This is a genomic window from Lentzea sp. NPDC020367, from assembly GCF_044387305.1.
Classification (GTDB): Bacteria; Actinomycetota; Actinomycetes; order Mycobacteriales; family Pseudonocardiaceae; genus Lentzea.
Map to the genome: position 1 here is coordinate 58,773 of NZ_JBIRVV010000025.1, position 16,919 is coordinate 75,691.

Genomic DNA, 16,919 nt, shown 5'->3' on the forward strand with positions numbered 1-16,919 from the left:
AGCTGTTACTACGCAGGGTGGTCGCTTATCCGGAGAATTAGGTGCGGTGTACCGCAATGGTTGGGTGCGGTTAGCGATCCGAACGAACGGCTTGTGCCGCTCGGAGTAGTCCCGATGAGACGTTCAGGCTGCTTGGCGGCATGCCGTACGATCGCCGTGAAGTCCGCCGCCACAACGATGAATTCTCGGGTTCACGTACTCGTTGATCTGCCAAGATGCCCCGGATCTGATCATCTCCAAATGAGATGCCTATTGAGATCGAGCGCATTATGGTGGATCGTGTAGTCATGCACAAGAAGGATCTTGACAGTTTTCCTCGCCGAGGCTAACTTCGGAGATCATCACCCATCGGAGTACTCGCCTGCAGTTGATGCAACCGGAGGTCAAACACGAGATGTGAAGGATTTTCATCTTAAAACCGATCTTGAGATGACGTCCTGGAAGTGCCTTTTTCCACGTCTTCGGTAAATGTAATTCGGTAGCGGTGAAAACGACCGGAGCGTGAGGTGCAGGGGCATTGCGGGAAATAGAGGCGCGAGGGGTCGTCCGTCATGAGCTCCGCCCCTGACGAGGAACTGATTTTCAAGCTGCTCGGTCCGATCGAGGTGATCGGAGCGGAGGAGCAGGTGCAGGTGCCGCCAGGACGTCAGCAGACGATCCTGGGCGCATTGCTGCTCGAAGCCAATCGCGTTGTCAGCATGGACCAGCTGATCGACCTCGTCTGGGAGCACACCCCGCCGTCGACCGCACGGGCGCAGATCCAGATCTGCGTGTCCGCGCTCCGGCGGGAGTTCGCGAGAGTCGGCGTCGACGCCCAGATCGAGACCCGCCAGCCCGGCTACCTGCTGCGCGTCGCCGCGGACAAGATCGACACCTTCCTCTTCGAACGCCGCGTGGCCGACTCCGACGCCGCCGTCCGGCAGGGCCGCATGGAAGAGGCGTCGACGGTGTTGCGAGCGGCATTGGCGTTGTGGCGCGGACCCGCACTCGGTGGCGCCGGTGCCACGTTGCAGAACAAAGCGCTGCGCCTCGACGAGAAACGCCTGTCGGTGCTGGAGAACTGCGTCGACATCGAGTTGTTGCTGGGCCGCCATCACGCACTCATCGGTGAATTGCAGAGCATGGTGACGGAACACCCGCTGCGAGAACGGCCGCGCGGCCAGTTGATGCTCGCGCTCTACCGCTCCGGCCGGCAGTCCGAGGCGCTCGACGTTTACCGCGCCGGCCGCGACCTGTTCATCGAACACCTGGGCCTCGAACCGAGCGACCAGTTGCGCAAGCTCGAGACCGCGATCCTGACCGACGACGAGGTGCTGCGCCTCGATCAGGAGAAGTCGGTTCCGGTCACCGTGCAGAACGTCGTGTCACCGCACCAGCTTCCGGCCACCATCTCCGACTTCATCGGCCGCCAGGACGTCGTGGCGCGCGCTGAGAGCATTCTCGCGGGCGACCACATGACCATGCCGGTGGTGAACATCTCCGGCAAGGCGGGCATCGGTAAGAGCGCTCTCGCGGTGCACGTGGCCCATCGCGTCGCCGCCGAGACCTACCCGGACGGCCAGCTGTACTGCGACCTGCGCGGCACCCAGGCGAAACCGGCCACACCGGCCGAGGTGCTCGGCCGGTTCCTGTCCGCGTTGGGCGCCGTGGGCTCGACGTTGCCCGACGGCGTCGACGAGCGGGCGGACATGTACCGCAGCATGCTCGCGAACCGCCGCGTGCTCGTGGTCCTGGACGACGCGGGCAGCGAGTCGCAGGTGCACCAACTGCTTCCGGGCTCGCCCACGTGCGGTGTGGTCGTCACGAGCCGCACCCGGCTGACCGGTCTCGCCGGATCTCATTTGGTCGACGTCGACTTCATGGACTCCGATGACGCTCTGGAGTTGTTGGGGCGCATCATCGGCAAGCAACGCCTGCAGAGCGAACCGGTCGCCGCGGCCGCGTTGGTGGACGTCGTGGGAGGGCTCCCACTGGCGTTGCGGATCATCGGCGCCCGCCTCGCCGCCCGCACGCACTGGAGCCTCGCCTCGATGGTCGGCCGCCTCGCCGACGAACGGCACCGCCTCGACGAACTGGTGCACGGCGACATGGTCGTGCGCGCCAGCCTGTCGCTGACCTACGACGGTCTGGAGTCCGACACGTGCCGCGTGATGCGGCTGATGTCGTTGCTGGAAGCGGAAAGCCTGCCCGTCTGGACGGCCTCGGCCCTGACGGACGACGACCGCCACCGCGGCTTCGACCTGCTGGAGCGGTTGGTCGACGCCCAGCTGCTGGACGTGGTCGGCAGCGACATCACCGGCCTGCCCCGCTACCGCTTCCACGACCTGATCCGCCTGTTCGCCAAGGAGCAGCTCGCGGTGCACGAGGCCCCCGCCACGCAACTGGCCTCGGTCGAACGCGTGGCCGGCGGCTGGCTCGCGATGGCCGAACAGGCCCACCAACGCCTCTACGGCGGCGACTTCACCGTCCTGCACGGCACCGGCCGGCGCTGGCAGCCCAGCGCCCCGTACCTCGACCAGGTGCTGCAGGACCCGTTGGGGTGGCTGGAAAGCGAGCGCCCGAACATCTGCGCCGCCGTCCTGCAGGCCGCCGACGCCGGCCTGGACGAGCTGTGCTGGGACCTCGCGATGACGCTCGTGACGTTGTTCGAGACCCGCAGCTACCTCGACGACTGGCAGCAGACCCACGAACGCGCCCTGGACGCCGTGCGCAGGGCGGGCAACAAGCGCGGCACCGCGGCCCTGCTGTGCTCGCTCGGGTCGTTGCACCACAGCCAGCGGCGCATGGACGCGTCCCGTGCCGCTCTCGAACCGGCGCTGGAGCTGTTCACGGAGCTCGACGACACCCACGGGCTGGCGCTGGTGCGCCGCAACCTCGGTCTGCTGGAGTACAACGAGGGCCGTCCGGAGATCGCCCTGAGGATCTTCGAGCAGTCGCTGGTGGGCTTCAAACGCGTCGGCGACGTCGTCGGCCAGGCCTACGTGGTGTCGCAGCTCGCGCAGCTGTCACTGGACCGCGGCGAACACGAGCTGGCGGTCGGTCAGCTGCGCGGCGCCCTCGGCATGTGCCGCGAGATCTCCAGCCCGCGCGTGGAGGCCCAGGTCCTGTACCGGCTCGGCAGCGCGATGCTCGTGCAGGGGCGCTACGAGCAGGCGCAGCAGCTCATCACGTCGGTGCTCGGCATGGTGCAGCGCTCCGGCGACACCGTGGGGGAGAGCTACGCGCTGCACTCTCTCGGTCTGATCCACGGCCGCATGCGCATGTTCGCCGAGGCGGGGCGGTTGCTGCGGCGCGCGATCCGGCTGTGCGAGGAGAACCTCGACCGCGTCGGGGCCGCGCGGATCAGGCTCGACCTGGCCCAGCTCGTGTCGCAGCGCGGGGAGACGTTCCACGCGATCGCGATCGTGGAGCAGGCGATGATGACGTTCCAGGAACTGCGGCTCGCGCTGTGGGAGAGCAAGGCGCTGGCGGTGCTGGAGAAGATCACCGCCGAGAACCCGCTGCCCGCCGCCGTCACGTCCAACGGCGGCGCGCGCTAGTGGTGTGGCTCGGAACGTTGCCGGGGGAATTCGCGCCGCGAGGTGCCCTGCTGAGCGTGGATCACCTCGCCAAGGTTCCGAGACGCGCCACCAGGTCCTAGGAGGTCGGCGTCAGCGAGTCGACCATCTTCTGCAGGTCCGACTCCTTGAGCAGCGGCGGGTTGGTGCCGCCTCCGCCACCCTCCAGGTCGCCGTTCACGGCCAGCACGTGCAGCTTGTTGCTGCCGTTGAGCACCACGACCTTGACCATGCCCTTGCTCGCCAGGCACTTGTTGCCGGTCTGGGTGACCGTGGCGTCGATCTGCACGCCGTCGACGACGACCTTCTTGCCGTCCTTCTGGGTGTGCTGGATCTTCACCGGCTTGGGTTCGGCGGTCGTGACCTTGGGGTCGCCGCCCGACGAGTAGTACTGCGCGGCGAGGGCCTTGGTGAAGTCGGTGGCCGTCTTGTTGATGTCGCTCTTCGGGAGCAGGGTGCCGCCGTTGGTGCCCTTGGTGAACGGCTTGCCCTCGCACGTGTAGTCGCCGTAGGTGGTGATGCCGGACAGCAGGACGCCGTCGAACCCGTCCACCGGGATCTTGGCGTCGGCGATGACGTCCCAGTTCTTCGGGACCACGTAGTTGTAGCCGAGCCCCGTCTCGATGCACTGCTGGCCCTCGTTCTTCGGGCACGCGGTGTCGGTCGGTTGCGCGGAGGTGCTGTTCGAGGTGGACGGGTCGGGCTGCGCGGTCGTGTTGTCCTGGCGCGAGAGCAGGAACCAGGTGAGGCCACCGCCGACGAGCAGCACGAGGACGACGGAGCCCATCACGAGCCAGAGCGTCTTCTTGCTCTTCTTCGGCGGCTCGTTGTCGAAGCCCCCGTACACGCCGAGGCCGCCGTACCCGCCGTAACCCTGCTGCGGGAACTGACCTTGTTGCGGGAACTGGGGCTGCTGCGGGAAACCACCGGTCTGCGGGTAGCCGCCGGTCTGGTAGCCACCGCTCTGGTAGTCACCCTGTTGCTGCTGGCCCCAGCCCTGCTGGTCGTTCCAGCCGCCCTGTCCGCCGCCACCTGGGTAAGTCACGGGGAAACGGTACCTGGTGGGTCTGACAGAGGCTTAATTCATCACGCGTTGACTTCGGGAACAGGCGAGGCGTAGCGTGCGCGTTAAATTCAACGCATGATGAACTAAGGAGGCAGATGATGCGCACCGCGCTGGTCACCGCCGTCGCAGGCGCGGTGGTGGCGTTTCTCCTGGGCCTGCTGACCTTCGGCGTGCAGGCCACCGTGCACCCGCACGACGTTCCGCTCGCCGTCGTGGCGCCTCCGCCGATCGCGGAGAAGGTCAAGGCCGCCGACTCGGCCGAGGTCGACATCCGGGTCGTGTCCGCGGACGAGGCGCGGAACCTCCTGCGGGACAAAGAGGTCTACGGGGTGCTGGAGATCGCGCCCGGTCAGGCGACGATCCGGCTCAACCCCGCGGTCAACCCGTCCGGCACGCAGGTCGCGCAGCAGGTGCTGACCGGTGTCGCGCAGGGTGCCGGGCTGCCGGTCAGGATCGACGCGCAGACACCGACGGCCGCCGAACGCACCGCGCCGCTCGCCGCGTCGGCACTGCTGTGGGTCGGCGGGATGATCGCCGGACTGCTGTTCGTGGTGCTGAAGGGCGGCAGGCTCAGGTGGCTGTCGGCGCTGACCACGGCCGTCCTGGTCACCGGCTCGACCACGGGACTGCTGGCGTGGTGGGGCGTCACGTTCAGCGTCGAGGCGCTCACGTTCCTGCTCGCCGTCGCCGTGTCGTTCGCGCTGCTGCAGGCCGGGCTGTTCAAGCACCTCGGCATCCGCGCGATGGGGATCCTCGGCATCCTCTACCTGATGGCGCCCGCCGTCGCGGGCCAGGTGCCGGAGCTGCTCAACCCGGCCTACAAGGCGGTCCTGTGGTCGTGGACGCCGTTCCGGTTCTCGGCGGAAGGCCTGCGCAGCCTCATGTACGACGGGTCCGTCAGCACCGAGTGGTGGGTGTTCGGCGGGATCGCGCTCGTAGGGCTCGTCCTGCTGCTAGCCGGCGAGAAAGCTCAGACGGACCGTGCGAACGGGGTTGTCGACGTTGGTGTCCACGAGGCAGATGGACTGCCACGTGCCGAGCGTCAGCACACCGCCTAGCACCGGGATCGTCGCGTAGGGCGGCACCAGCGCGGGCATCACGTGGTCACGGCCGTGGCCAGGGGTGCCGTGCCGGTGCCGCCACTTCACGTCGCGGGGCAGGATGCGCTCCAGCGCGGTCAGCAGGTCGTCGTCGCTGCCCGCGCCCGTCTCGATGATGGCGACGCCCGCCGTCGCGTGGGGCACCCACACGTGCAGCAGGCCGTCACCGCTCTCGCTGTCGAGGAACCGCTGGCATTCCCGCGTCAGGTCGTGCACGACCTCGTCGGCACCGGTGCGGATCTGGATCTCCTCGCTGCGCATGACCTCAGATCTTACGAACCACCCGTGCGGGGTTGCCGACCGCGAGCACGTGAGCAGGCAGATCACGCGTCACGACACTGCCCGCGCCGACCACCGTGTTGTTGCCGATGGTGACTCCGGGGCAGACGATCACGCCGCCGCCGAACCACACCTTGTCCCCGATGACGATCGGCGCGGTCGTCTCCCAGCCCTCGATCCGCGCGTCGTGGTCCTCGATGGGGTGCAACGCCGTCAGCAGCTGCACGCTCGGACCCATCATCACGTGATCGCCGATGGTCACCGGGCCGCAGTCGAGGATGATGCCGCCGTAGTTCATGAAGCTGTTCGCGCCGATGCGGGTGTTGTAGCCGTACTCGATCTGCAGGCGCTGCATGAACGTCGAGTTCTCGCCGATCTCCGCCACGAACCCCTTGAGGATCGCGTACATCCCGTCGACGTCCTCCGGATCGTGTGCGTTGAACCGGGCCATTTCACGCCAGCCGCGCCGACGGTCCGCGTCCAGCTCGGGGTCTCCGGGGAGGTAGGGCTCGCCATTGATCATCTTCTCGCGGTTGGTTCCCATGAGGACTCAGTATCGTCAGATCATGCGCGTGCTCTTCGCCAGCATGGCCACGGTCGGCCACACCTATCCGTTGATCCCGCTGGCGTCGGCCTTCCGCGCCGCCGGCCACGAGGTGCACTTCGCGGTCGGCGAGGAGATGCACCCGGTGCTCGGGAAGCTCGGGCTGCGGCCCTTTCGTCCGGGGGTCGTGTTCGGCGAGATCTACGCCGAGGACATCGCGCCGGAACTGGAACGGTTGCTGCCCGACCTCGTGATCGGCGAGTGGGCGGTGCCCGAGGTCGTCACCGAGGCCCGGCGCCGCGGGTTCTCCGCGCTGTTCCACGGGTTCGGGCGGATGTTCCCCGACGGCATCGGCTTCGTGCGGCCCACCGGCGGACGGCACCTCGACATCTGCCCGCCCTCGTTGCAGGATCCCGCCTTCCTGAAGCAGGACCGGATCCCGCTGCGGCCGGTGCCGTTCTCGCCGCCCGGTGACGTGCCGGTGCGCACCACGGGCAAGCTGATCTACCTCACGCTCGGCACGGCGTTCGGCACGCGCGAACTGCTCGCCGAGGCGGTCGTGGGGCTCGGCAAGATCTCCGAGGCGCAGGTGGTCGTGGCCGCGCCGCGGGTCGGACTCCGCGACGTGCCGCCCAACGTGAAGGTGTACCCGTGGCTGCCCCAGGCCGAGGTGCTCCGGTACGCGGACGTCGCCGTTCACCACGGTGGCAGCGGCACGATGCTGGGCGCGCTCGCCGCCGGGGTTCCCCAGGTCGTGCTGCCGCAGGGCGCGGACCAGTTCGGCAACGCCGACGCGCTCGTCGCGGCCGGTGCGGCGCTGCGGCCGGCCGCGTTCAGTGCCGGGCCGATCGCGGACTGTGTGCGACAGCTGTTCGCGGACTCCTCCTACCGCGAAGCCGCAGGTCAGATCACCCGGGAGATACGTCACATGCCCTCGCCCGAGGAAGTTGCGGACAGTCTGGCGAGCGTTGTGTAACACTGTTTTTTATGAAGGCAAGCCGCCTGCGCTTCGGGATGAACCTGTGGCCGCCGTTCCTGTTCGCCGGCATCCGCGTCGTGGAGATCTCGCCGGACTACCGGTACGCACGGGTGCGGATGCGTCTGCGCCCGTGGAACCGCAACTTCTTCGGCACCCACTTCGGCGGTTCGCTGTTCGCGATGACCGACCCGTTCTGGGTGTTGCTGCTGTTCAACCAGCTCCAGGGCGACCACGTCGTGTGGGACCAGGCCGGTGAGATCGAGTTCGTCGCGCCCGGCCGCGGCACGGTCCACGCCGAGTTCCGGCTGACCGACGAGCACGTCGCGCAGGTGCTCGAGCAGACCAGCGGCGGCGAGAAGGCCCTGATCTGGTTCGAGACGGACGTCGTCGGGCAGGATGGGACCGTGATCGCACGGGTGAAGAAGCAGGTCTACGCGCGACGTAAGCGCGGCAAGCAGCTCGCGCATGCGTGAGGCCTTCGGAGCGGTTTTCGACGTCGAGCCCGGTTACCTGAACACGGCGTCCATCGGCGTGCCCCCGCGGCACGTCGCCGACGCGGTGAGCGCCTCGCACGAGCGGTGGCGGCGCGGTCAGGACACGTCGTCCACGTTCAACGACGCCGTGGAGATCTCGCGTGAGGCGTTCGGGCGGTTGATCGGGGTGCCCGCCACGTCGGTCGCCTGTGGCGCCACGGTGTCGCAGTTCGTGTCGCTGGTCGCGCAGTCGTTGCCGGCCGGCTCGAAGGTCTTCGTGGATCCCGGCGACTTCACCAGCGTCACGCTGCCGTTCGTCGCCGCCGGGCACCAGATCGTGTCCACAGTGGACGAGTGCGACCTCGTCGCGATGAGCGTGGTCCAGTCGGCCGACGGGAAGATCGCGGACCTCGAAGCGTTGCGGGCGTCGGGCAAACCGGTGCTGCTCGACGTGTCGCAGGCCGCCGGGTGGCGGCCGTTGTCGTTGGCGTGGGCCGATTTCGTCGTCGGCGTCGCCTACAAGTGGCTGATGGCACCGCGCGGCGCGGCCTGGATGGCGGTGCGGCCGGACCGGATGGAGTCGCTCAAGCCGTTGGCGGCCAACTGGTACAGCACCGGCGAGAACTACGGCACCGATCTTGTGCTCCGTTCGGACGCGCGGCGGTTCGACCTCTCGCCGACGTGGTTCTCGCACGTCGGTGCGGCGGTCGCGCTCCCGTGGGTGGCCACACTGGACCTCGAAGCAGTGCGCGCGCACTGCGTGAAACTGACGGATCGCCTCCTGAGTGGACTGGGCCTGCCGCCCAACGACTCGGCGATCGTCTCAGTCGGCAGGCCACCCGTTCAGGGCGTTGTTTCCTCGGTTCGTGCAGGTCGCACGCGGTATGCGTGTCACATGTACAACACGATCGAGGACGTTGATCGGGTGCTCGAAGCGCTCGCGTGACTGCCGTCCGTTACCGTGGGTCCTTGTGTCGGAACCACGCCAGTCACCTGAAGAGGTGACCCAGAACATGCCTCGCTTCCCACCGAGGCCCACCGACACCGCGCCGTTGTACCCGGCCGACGAGCTCGTGAAGCTCCAGTCGATCATGGACAACCGCCAGGGGCACTTGCCCGCGCCGCCGCCTCCACCCCAGCGCAAGTCGACCTGGGTGGGCAAGGCGCTGGCGCTCGTCGGCGTCGCGGTGGTGTCGGGGTTCGTGTGGTGGGTGCTGCAGCCGTCGGACCCGATCGACCAGCAGGTCGCGCAACCGCAGAAGACCGCGGGGGAGTTCGAGTTCACCACCGTGCCGGAGTTGCCGGAACCGGTGAAGGACAGCGACTGCGCTGCCCACGCGACGAGCCAGACGCAGGCCTTCTTCAAGACCACGCCGTGTCTTCAGCTGACGCGTGCGTTCTACACGGCCAAGTTGCCCAACGGCAGCACCGTGTACTCGTCGGTGTCCGTGGTGAAGATGAAGAACGCGGACGAGGCACGGCAGCTGCGCGAGCTGACCCAGAAGGACGGCACCGGCAACGTCAAGGACCTGGTGCTGGACAAGGCGATCACCGTGCCGCCGCTGACCACGCTGGCCAACGGCGGCTACGCCTCCGAGCAACGCGACCAGCTGGTCGTGATCGTCGAGTCCGACTCGCCGACCAGGGGCGCCGACGCGCTCGCGCACAACAAGGAGATGAAGCGGGTCTCCGCGGACGCGATCAGGCTCGCGTCCTCCTTCGGCAGCTAGCCCGAGGCGACACCCGGCATCGTGATCGACGCCGGGTTCGTCCCGGCCGTCCGGCGCCACCGGGTCGCACGGACGGCGGCCGTGGTCAACGCCTCCAACGCCGACGTGCGCAGCGCCTGGTCGTCGGTCCGCTCCAGCACGCCACGCCACGCGGCACAGGTGTCCTGCTCGACGGCCACCAGCGCGGCGAGCGCGGAAGGCCCGTCCGACACCGGCGTGGGCGGCAGGTAGGCGGCCGCGGGCGGGTTCGGGGTCGCGCTGTGGTCGCGCAGCCACCGCTCGGTCGTGTCCCGGCGTGCCCGGTGCAGGTTCGCGCCCTCCGCGACGGCGGCGGCCTGGTCGCCCAGGAACGCCGACACCATGCCGTAGGTCCACAACGCCGCGTGCTCGGTGCCGAGCGCGGTCTGGACGGATTCGACGCTCATGCGAGCACCTCCCGCAGCGAGGCGCAGCCGGCGGCCACCGAGCCGACTAGACCGGCGCGGTAGGCGGGCAGCTTGGCGACGACGGCCGAGGCCTCCCGGACGGAGTCGTCGAGCGCGGTCCGCAGCGCCGCCAGCGGGTCGGGCGGCGTGGGCGGCGAGGTGGGGGCGGGCGGCGCCGTGGACGACGCGGGCGGGCGTTCGCGGTCCACCTCGGCCTGCAACAACGAGGCGTGCGTCTCACGGGCCTTCGCGATCTCGGCGGCCGCGGGCACCGTCGTCAGCGCCTGGGCCAGCTTCGCGTCCGCACGCGCCTGCGCCGCGAGGGCCGACAGCGGGTCCGGCGGCGGTGGCGGCGGAGGTTCTGTGGTGCACGCAACGGCGAGCGGTGCGGCGGCCACCGCGAACAGCACACGGCGGCGGCTGACCGATTCGGAGATCACGCGACCCCATATTGCCAGCAGCCGTGCGGCGCGGTGGGAGCCGGGCGAACCAGATAGTCTGGTCGTCCACGGCCGCCGAAAGTACCGTCGGCCGGGGTTTTCATGCGTTCGAACTGAAGGAGACACCACGTGTCCAGCCCGCCGCGCGGAGAGCTTTCCGCGCAGCTAGCACCCGTTGTGCGGGAAGCTCTCGAGGCCGCCGGCTTCGACCTCGACGCGCTCGACGTGAATCAGGCTGGGCGCCGCCGTCTGGTCAAGGTCGTCGTGGACGGTGAGGACGGCATCGGGCTCGACGAGGTCGCCGAGGCGAGCCGCGTGGTCTCCGCCGCGCTCGACGAGCACGACCACATCATCAACGGGCCGTACACCCTCGAGGTCACCTCGCCGGGTGTCGACCGCCCCCTGACGCGCCCGCGCCACTGGAAGCGCGCTCACCTGCGTCTCGTGAAGATCAAGCAGCCCGAGCAGGCCGAGTGGTTCGGCCGGGTCGGCGAGTGCGACGAGACCGGGGTCGAGCTGCTGCACAAGGACGAGCTGCGGCGCGTGGAGTACCGCCATATCGAACGCGCGGTCATGGAGATCGAGTTCAAGCAGCCGCCGGTCGAGGAACTGGCTCGGCTCACTCGGAAAGCACCGAAGGAGGAGCCGAGGTGAACGTCGACATCGCCGCCCTGAGGGCGATCGAACGTGAAAAGGACATCCCCTTCGAGACGGTCCTGGAGGCGATCGAGTCAGCACTGCTGACCGCCTACAAGCACACCGACGGGCATGCCACGCATTCGAAGGTGGAGATCGACCGCAAGACCGGTGTCGTGCGCGTGATCGCGCAGGACATCGCGCCGGACGGTGCGATTCGGGAGGAGTGGGACGACACTCCCGAGGGCTTCGGCCGCATCGCGGCCACCACGGCGCGGCAGGTCATCCTGCAGCGCCTGCGCGACGCCGAGCACGAGCGCACGTTCGGTGAGTTCGCCGCCAAGGAGGGCGAGATCATCGCGGGTGTCGTCCAGCGCGACGCCCGTGCGAACGCCCGCGGCATGGTCGTCGTGCAGGTCGGCGACACCGAAGGAGTGCTGCCGCCGGCCGAGCAGGTGCCGGGCGAGCAGTACAACCACGGCGAGCGCATCAAGTGCTACGTCGTGAGCGTGTCCCGCGGTGCGCGCGGGCCGCAGATCGCTCTCTCGCGCACCCACCCGAACCTCGTGCGGCGGCTGTTCGCCCTCGAGGTCCCGGAGATCGCGGACGGCACCGTGGAGATCCCCGCGGTGGCACGTGAGGCAGGTCACCGTTCGAAGATCGCGGTGAAATCAACGGTTGCCGGAGTGAACGCCAAGGGCGCCTGCATCGGCCCGATGGGTGCCCGTGTGCGCAACGTCATGCACGAGCTCGGTGGCGAGAAGATCGACATCATCGACCACTCGGACGACGCGGCCACGTTCGTCGGGAATGCCTTGTCCCCGGCCAAGGTTGTGTCTGTTCGGGTGCTCGACGAGCGCGCCAAGACGGCGCGTGTCGTGGTGCCGGACTTCCAGCTCTCGCTGGCGATCGGCAAGGAGGGGCAGAACGCCCGCCTGGCCGCCCGTCTGACGGGCTGGCGCATCGACATCCGCAGTGACGCGGAGGCTCCGGCCGCCGGTGCGGTCACATCTGGTTCGGCTGAGTGAGCTCCAGGGGATAGAATTATCAACGGTTCAACGTCGGGAGCGGTCTCCCAGCACATCGGCCCTGTTCGTACGTGCATTGGATGCCGTGCCCGGACGTTGCCGTCTGAGCTGCTGCGTGTGGTCGCGGTGGACGGTTCGGTGGTTCCGGACGTCCGTCGGCGGCTTCCTGGTCGAGGTGCTTGGTTGCATTTCGATCTCGAATGTCTCCGCAACGCCGAGCGGCGACGGGCGTTCTCGCGGGCCTTCAAGGTCCAGGGAGCACTCGACGTCGCTTCGCTGCGCGAGCACGTGGAGCGGCAGCAAGGGAACTTGGCCTCGGGACAGCCCCGCGGCCAACAAGCAACAAGGAAGCAGGTCGACCCGTCATGAGTCAGCCGTGAAGCTGAAGACATGAACGCGCGACGTTAAGACGAGGTCGATGGGACTTGCCCGCCGGCCTCACTACCTAGGAGAGCAGTGGCAGGCAAGGCCCGCGTGCACGAGCTCGCAAAAGAGCTCGGTGTTACGAGCAAGGAAGTTCTCAACAAGCTCGCCGAACAAGGCGAATACGTGAAGTCCGCGTCCTCGACCGTCGAGGCCCCCGTGGCCCGACGGCTTCGTGACGCGTACGAAGCCAAGTCCTCGAAGCCGTCGGCTCCCAAGCCGGCCGCTCCGAAGCCGAAGGCACCCGCACCCGCTGCTGCCGCGGCGCCCGCCGCACCGGCGGAGTCCAAGCCGGCAGCATCCGACAAGCCCGCAGCGCCCAAGGCCTTCCCCGGCCCGAAGCCCGCGGCTCCGCGCCCTCCGGCGCCCAAGCCCGCTCCGGCAGCTCCTGCCGCGCAGGCCCCGGCTCCCGCGGCGCAGGCTCCCGCTCCCGCCCAGCAGCCCCAGGCTCCGGCCGCCGCACCGGCACCCGCCGCGTCGGCTCCGGCCGCCCCGAAGGCTGCCCCGGCTCCGGCCGGTGGCTCCAAGCCGGGCAGTGGCCCGCGTCCGGGCCCGCGCCCGGCTCCGCAGCAGGCGCCCGCAGCACAGCCCCAGCAGCCGCAGGCTCCGGCCGCGTCCGCTGGTGGTCAGTCCCCGTCCGTGGTCCCGCCGCGCCCGCAGTCTTCCAAGCCTGCCGGCCCGCGCGCCCCGCGTCCGGGCAACAACCCCTTCGGCGTCGGTGGCGGCAACGCTCCCTCGCCGCGTCCTGGGCCTCGTCCCGGCCCGCGTCCGGAGCAGGGCGAGCGCCCCTCCGGCCCGAAGCCCGGCGACCCGCGTCCGGCGAACCCTCGTCCGAGTGGTGCGCCCGGCCAGGGTGGTCAGCGTCCGGCTGCCGCACAGGGCGGTCGTCCCGGCGGTCCCGGCCAGGGCGGTCCCCGTCCCGGTGGGCCCGGTCAGGGCGGTCCTCGTCCCAACCCGGGCAACATGCCCCCGCGTCCGAACCCCGGCATGATGCCGGGCAACCGTCCGGCCGGTAACCGGCCTGGTCCCGGTGGCGGCGGCGGTGGCGGTCGTCCTGGTGGCGGCGGCGGTGGCGGCGGTCGTCCCGGTGGGGGCGGTGGGGGCGGTGGCGGTGGCGGCGGCTTCCGCGGAGGCGGCGGTGGCGGTGGCGGCGGTGGCGGCTTCCGTCCCGGTGGCGGCGGTGGCGGTGGCGGTGGCTTCCGTCCCGGCGGCGGTGGCGGCGGTGGCGGTGGCTTCCGACCCGGTGGTGGCGGCGGCGCAGGTGGCGGTGCCCCTGCCGGTGGCGGCGGTTTCCGCGGTCGTCCCGGTGGCGGTGGCGGCGCTGGTCGTGGCGGTACTGCTGGTGCCTTCGGTCGTCCGGGTGGTCCGGCGCGTCGTGGACGCAAGTCCAAGCGGCAGAAGCGCCAGGAGTACATGGACAACATGCAGGCGCCTTCGGTCGGTGGCGTCCGCCTGCCCAAGGGGCAGGGCGAGACGATCCGCCTGCCGCGCGGTGCCTCGCTGACCGACTTCGCCGACAAGATCAACGCCAACCCGGCGTCGCTCGTGCAGGTGCTCTTCCACCTGGGCGAGATGGTCACGGCGACCCAGTCGGTGTCCGACGAGATCCTGGAGCTGCTCGGCTCCGAGATGAACTACGTCGTGCAGGTCGTGTCCCCCGAGGAGGAGGACCGCGAGCTGCTGGAGACGTTCGACATCACCTACGGCGAGGACGCCGGTGACGAGGACGACCTCCAGATCCGTCCGCCGGTCGTGACCGTCATGGGTCACGTCGACCACGGTAAGACGCGACTGCTCGACACCATCCGCAAGGCGAAGGTGGCCGAGGGCGAGGCCGGTGGCATCACCCAGCACATCGGTGCCTACCAGGTCCAGACCGAGCTCGAGGGCAACCCGCGGCTCATCACCTTCATCGACACCCCGGGTCACGAGGCGTTCACCGCCATGCGTGCTCGTGGTGCGAACGCGACCGACATCGCGGTCATCGTCGTCGCAGCCGACGACGGCGTGATGCCGCAGACGGTCGAGGCGATCAACCACGCGCAGGCCGCTCAGGCGCCGATCGTGGTCGCGGTCAACAAGATCGACAAGGAGGGTGCGAACCCCTCCAAGATCCGCCAGCAGCTCACCGAGTACGGCCTCGTCGCCGAGGAGTACGGCGGCGACACGATGTTCGTCGACATCTCGGCGAAGCAGGGCATCAACATCGACAGCCTGCTCGATGCCATCCTGCTGACCGCCGACGCGTCGCTGGACCTCCGGGCCAACCCGGACATGGAGGCCCAGGGTGTCGCGATCGAGGCTCACCTCGACCGCGGTCGCGGTCCGGTCGCCACGGTCCTCGTCCAGCGCGGAACGCTCCGCGTCGGCGACTCGATCGTCGCGGGTGACGCGTACGGTCGCGTCCGCCGCATGGTCGACGAGCACGGCGACGACGTGCACGACGCGACCCCGTCGCGTCCGGTGCAGGTCATCGGTCTGACCTCGGTGCCGCGCGCCGGTGACTCGTTCCTCGTCGTCGACGAGGACCGCGTCGCCCGCCAGATCGCCGAGCGTCGTCAGGCCCGCACCCGCAACGCCGCCAACGCGGCGAAGCGCAAGCGCGTCAGCCTGGAGGACCTGGACGCCGCGCTGAAGGAGACTTCAGCACTCACCTTGATCATCAAGGGTGACAACTCGGGTACCGTCGAGGCCCTCGAGGACGCGCTCATGAAGATCGAGGTCGGCGACGACGTCGAGCTGCGCGTGATCCACCGCGGTGTCGGTGGCATCACCGAAGGCGACATCAACCTCGCCGTGGCCGGTTCCGCCATCGTCCTGGGCTTCAACGTCCGGGCCGAGGGCAAGGCGACCGAGCTCGCGAACCGCGAGGGTGTGGACGTCCGGTACTACACGGTCATCTACCAGGCGATCGACGAGATCGAGGCGGCCCTCAAGGGTCTCCTCAAGCCGGAGTTCGAAGAGGTCCAGCTCGGCCGCGCCGAGGTCCGCGACGTCTTCAAGTCCTCCAAGGTCGGCACGATCGCGGGTTGCATGGTCCTGTCGGGCGAGATCCGCCGCAACGCGCGTGCTCGCCTGATCCGTGACGGCAAGGTGATCGCGGAGAACCTCCCGATCAGCTCGCTCAAGCGGTTCAAGGACGACGCCACCGAGGTCCGCGAAGGTTTCGAGTGTGGTCTCACGCTCGGCAACTACAGCGACCTGAAGCTGGAAGACATCATCGAGACCTTCGAGATGCGCGAGAAGCCGCGCGCCTAGTCGGTCGATGAGGGGTGCGGAGCCGTTTTAACCGGTGGCTCCGCACCCTTTTCTTCTGGAGGATCTTGCCCATGTACGTGGGTGCTCTGGAACTGGACGTGCTCTTGGGCGACGTCCATTCGTTGAAGGAGAAGCGCTCGGTGGTGCGGCCCGTCGTGGCCGAGCTGCGCAAGCGCTTCGAGGTCGCTGTCTCCGAAGCCGGTCATCTCGACCTGCATCGGCGCAGCTTGATCGGGGTCGCGGCAGTCGCCGCCGACCTGGAGCACGTCAGGGACGTCCTCGCCGGCTGTGAAAGGCTGGTCGCCGGACGTCCCGAACTTGAACTGCTCTCTGCCCGGACGCGTTTCGTCGGGCCGGAGGACGACTAGGAAGGGGAGGCTCGTGGCCGACACGGCACGTGCCCGCAAGCTCGCCAAGCGGATCTCGCAGATCGTGGCTTCGGCTCTGGAGCACGAGGTCAAGGATCCGCGGTTGGCTCGGGTCACGATCACCGACACCAAGGTGACCGGGGATCTGCACGACGCGACCGTTTACTACACCGTGCTCGGTGAGCGCCTGAACGTGGAGCCCGACTACGCCGGGGCCGCTCTGGCCCTGGAGAGCGCCAAGGGTGTGCTGCGGTCGATGGTCGGAGCTCAGACGGGGGTGCGTTTCACGCCCACGCTGACGTTCATGACCGACACCGTTCCGGACGAGGCTCGGAAGATGGAAGAGCTCCTCGCCAAGGCGCAGGCCTCGGACGCCGAGGTGGCTCGGCGCGCGGTGGGAGCTGCTCCCGCCGGAGAGGCCGACCCGTACAAGGCTCCTCGTGAGGACGAAGACGAGGACTGACGAGCAACTGACCAAGGCGGACACGTGCGAACGTGTCCGCCTTTGTGTTGCGCGGCCGTTCGTCCACATGGCACACAGGCGCGGAAATCGGATGGAAACTGTCTTGTCTGAGGGTGCCGTACAACATTTCGAGACGGTGAGCGGCTAACG

At 68.9% G+C, this 16,919-nt stretch carries 17 protein-coding genes; 12 read left to right on the top strand and 5 right to left on the bottom strand.

The genetic code is table 11. The features are described from left to right. Nucleotides 1–551 precede the first annotated feature (551 nt). Nucleotides 552–3,539 (top strand): BTAD domain-containing putative transcriptional regulator, encoded by a 2,988-nt coding sequence (locus tag ACH413_RS45285; protein ID WP_360048165.1) that lies wholly within the window; start codon nt 552–554, stop codon nt 3,537–3,539. 97 nt (nt 3,540–3,636) lie between these two features. Here ACH413_RS45285 and ACH413_RS45290 read toward each other — a convergent pair whose 3' ends face one another. Beyond that, a complete protein-coding gene (locus tag ACH413_RS45290; RefSeq protein WP_360048163.1) occupies nt 3,637–4,602 on the bottom strand; it encodes a hypothetical protein in 966 nt (321 codons plus the stop codon). Nucleotides 4,603–4,721: 119 nt separating this feature from the next. On the opposite strand from ACH413_RS45290, the gene ACH413_RS45295 reads away from it, so the two are divergent. Further along, nucleotides 4,722–5,681, top strand: a complete 960-nt coding sequence (locus ACH413_RS45295) for an ABC transporter permease (RefSeq protein WP_360048162.1) — start codon at nt 4,722–4,724, stop codon at nt 5,679–5,681. Here the strand turns inward: ACH413_RS45295 and ACH413_RS45300 are convergent. Further along, complete coding sequence (locus tag ACH413_RS45300; protein ID WP_360048160.1) at nt 5,577–5,984, bottom strand: YjbQ family protein; 408 nt, start codon at nt 5,982–5,984, stop codon at nt 5,577–5,579. The two genes, ACH413_RS45295 and ACH413_RS45300, sit on opposite strands and share 105 nt — an antisense overlap. A 4-nt stretch (nt 5,985–5,988) precedes the next feature. Then, a complete protein-coding gene (locus ACH413_RS45305) occupies nt 5,989–6,546 on the bottom strand; it encodes a sugar O-acetyltransferase (protein WP_360048159.1) in 558 nt (185 codons plus the stop codon). Between the two features lie 22 nt (nt 6,547–6,568). Between ACH413_RS45305 and ACH413_RS45310 the strand changes: the two genes are divergently transcribed. From ACH413_RS45310 to ACH413_RS45325, 4 genes are all read left to right on the top strand, one after another. Continuing rightward, a complete protein-coding gene (locus ACH413_RS45310; protein ID WP_360048157.1) occupies nt 6,569–7,522 on the top strand; it encodes a nucleotide disphospho-sugar-binding domain-containing protein in 954 nt (317 codons plus the stop codon). 11 nt (nt 7,523–7,533) lie between these two features. Next, nucleotides 7,534–7,998: a DUF4442 domain-containing protein gene (locus ACH413_RS45315; protein WP_360048155.1), complete on the top strand. Its 465-nt coding sequence runs from the start codon at nt 7,534–7,536 to the stop codon at nt 7,996–7,998. Then, nucleotides 7,991–8,944, top strand: coding sequence for an aminotransferase class V-fold PLP-dependent enzyme (locus ACH413_RS45320; RefSeq protein ID WP_360048153.1), 954 nt, complete (start codon nt 7,991–7,993; stop codon nt 8,942–8,944). Before ACH413_RS45315 ends, ACH413_RS45320 begins: the two co-directional genes overlap by 8 nt. Nucleotides 8,945–9,011: 67 nt before the next feature. Beyond that, entirely contained in the window at nt 9,012–9,728 is a 717-nt protein-coding gene (locus ACH413_RS45325) for a hypothetical protein (protein WP_360048151.1), read from the top strand. Here the strand turns inward: ACH413_RS45325 and ACH413_RS45330 are convergent. Next, nucleotides 9,725–10,153, bottom strand: a complete 429-nt coding sequence (locus ACH413_RS45330) for a ferritin-like domain-containing protein (RefSeq protein ID WP_360048149.1) — start codon at nt 10,151–10,153, stop codon at nt 9,725–9,727. The genes ACH413_RS45325 and ACH413_RS45330 overlap by 4 nt on opposite strands. Then, the gene (locus tag ACH413_RS45335; protein WP_360048148.1) at nt 10,150–10,593 is read right to left on the bottom strand and encodes a hypothetical protein; all 444 of its coding nucleotides are present in this window, start codon (nt 10,591–10,593) and stop codon (nt 10,150–10,152) included. Before ACH413_RS45335 ends, ACH413_RS45330 begins: the two co-directional genes overlap by 4 nt. A gap of 129 nt (nt 10,594–10,722) precedes the next feature. On the opposite strand from ACH413_RS45335, the gene rimP reads away from it, so the two are divergent. The 6 genes from rimP (at nt 10,723) to rbfA (ending at nt 16,769) form a co-directional block, all read left to right on the top strand. Continuing rightward, the gene (gene rimP / locus ACH413_RS45340) at nt 10,723–11,247 is read left to right on the top strand and encodes a ribosome maturation factor RimP (RefSeq protein WP_189153688.1); all 525 of its coding nucleotides are present in this window, start codon (nt 10,723–10,725) and stop codon (nt 11,245–11,247) included. After that, nucleotides 11,244–12,257: a transcription termination factor NusA gene (gene nusA, locus ACH413_RS45345; protein ID WP_360048145.1), complete on the top strand. Its 1,014-nt coding sequence runs from the start codon at nt 11,244–11,246 to the stop codon at nt 12,255–12,257. The genes rimP and nusA overlap by 4 nt, the downstream gene beginning before the upstream one ends. Before the next feature lie 126 nt (nt 12,258–12,383). Further along, nucleotides 12,384–12,626, top strand: a complete 243-nt coding sequence (locus tag ACH413_RS45350; RefSeq protein ID WP_396426078.1) for a YlxR family protein — start codon at nt 12,384–12,386, stop codon at nt 12,624–12,626. Between the two features lie 87 nt (nt 12,627–12,713). Further along, nucleotides 12,714–15,938, top strand: a complete 3,225-nt coding sequence (infB, locus tag ACH413_RS45355; protein ID WP_360048144.1) for a translation initiation factor IF-2 — start codon at nt 12,714–12,716, stop codon at nt 15,936–15,938. A gap of 71 nt (nt 15,939–16,009) precedes the next feature. Then, nucleotides 16,010–16,306 (top strand): DUF503 domain-containing protein, encoded by a 297-nt coding sequence (locus ACH413_RS45360; RefSeq protein ID WP_258947864.1) that lies wholly within the window; start codon nt 16,010–16,012, stop codon nt 16,304–16,306. Between the two features lie 13 nt (nt 16,307–16,319). Then, a complete protein-coding gene (gene rbfA / locus ACH413_RS45365) occupies nt 16,320–16,769 on the top strand; it encodes a 30S ribosome-binding factor RbfA (protein WP_360048142.1) in 450 nt (149 codons plus the stop codon). The last annotated feature ends 150 nt before the right edge of the window (nt 16,770–16,919 follow it).

Bases quoted from the DNA above. Each gene is read 5' to 3' on its own strand.
- ACH413_RS45325 (WP_360048151.1), top strand. From the start codon at position 9,012: ATGCCTCGCTTCCCACCGAGGCCCACCGACACCGCGCCGTTGTACCCG.
- ACH413_RS45300 (WP_360048160.1), bottom strand. From the start codon at position 5,984: ATGCGCAGCGAGGAGATCCAGATCCGCACCGGTGCCGACGAGGTCGTG.
- ACH413_RS45310 (WP_360048157.1), top strand. From the start codon at position 6,569: ATGCGCGTGCTCTTCGCCAGCATGGCCACGGTCGGCCACACCTATCCG.
- ACH413_RS45295 (WP_360048162.1), top strand. From the start codon at position 4,722: ATGCGCACCGCGCTGGTCACCGCCGTCGCAGGCGCGGTGGTGGCGTTT.
- ACH413_RS45305 (WP_360048159.1), bottom strand. From the start codon at position 6,546: ATGGGAACCAACCGCGAGAAGATGATCAATGGCGAGCCCTACCTCCCC.
- ACH413_RS45315 (WP_360048155.1), top strand. From the start codon at position 7,534: ATGAAGGCAAGCCGCCTGCGCTTCGGGATGAACCTGTGGCCGCCGTTC.
- ACH413_RS45285 (WP_360048165.1), top strand. From the start codon at position 552: ATGAGCTCCGCCCCTGACGAGGAACTGATTTTCAAGCTGCTCGGTCCG.
- ACH413_RS45320 (WP_360048153.1), top strand. From the start codon at position 7,991: ATGCGTGAGGCCTTCGGAGCGGTTTTCGACGTCGAGCCCGGTTACCTG.
- ACH413_RS45360 (WP_258947864.1), top strand. From the start codon at position 16,010: ATGTACGTGGGTGCTCTGGAACTGGACGTGCTCTTGGGCGACGTCCAT.
- ACH413_RS45330 (WP_360048149.1), bottom strand. From the start codon at position 10,153: ATGAGCGTCGAATCCGTCCAGACCGCGCTCGGCACCGAGCACGCGGCG.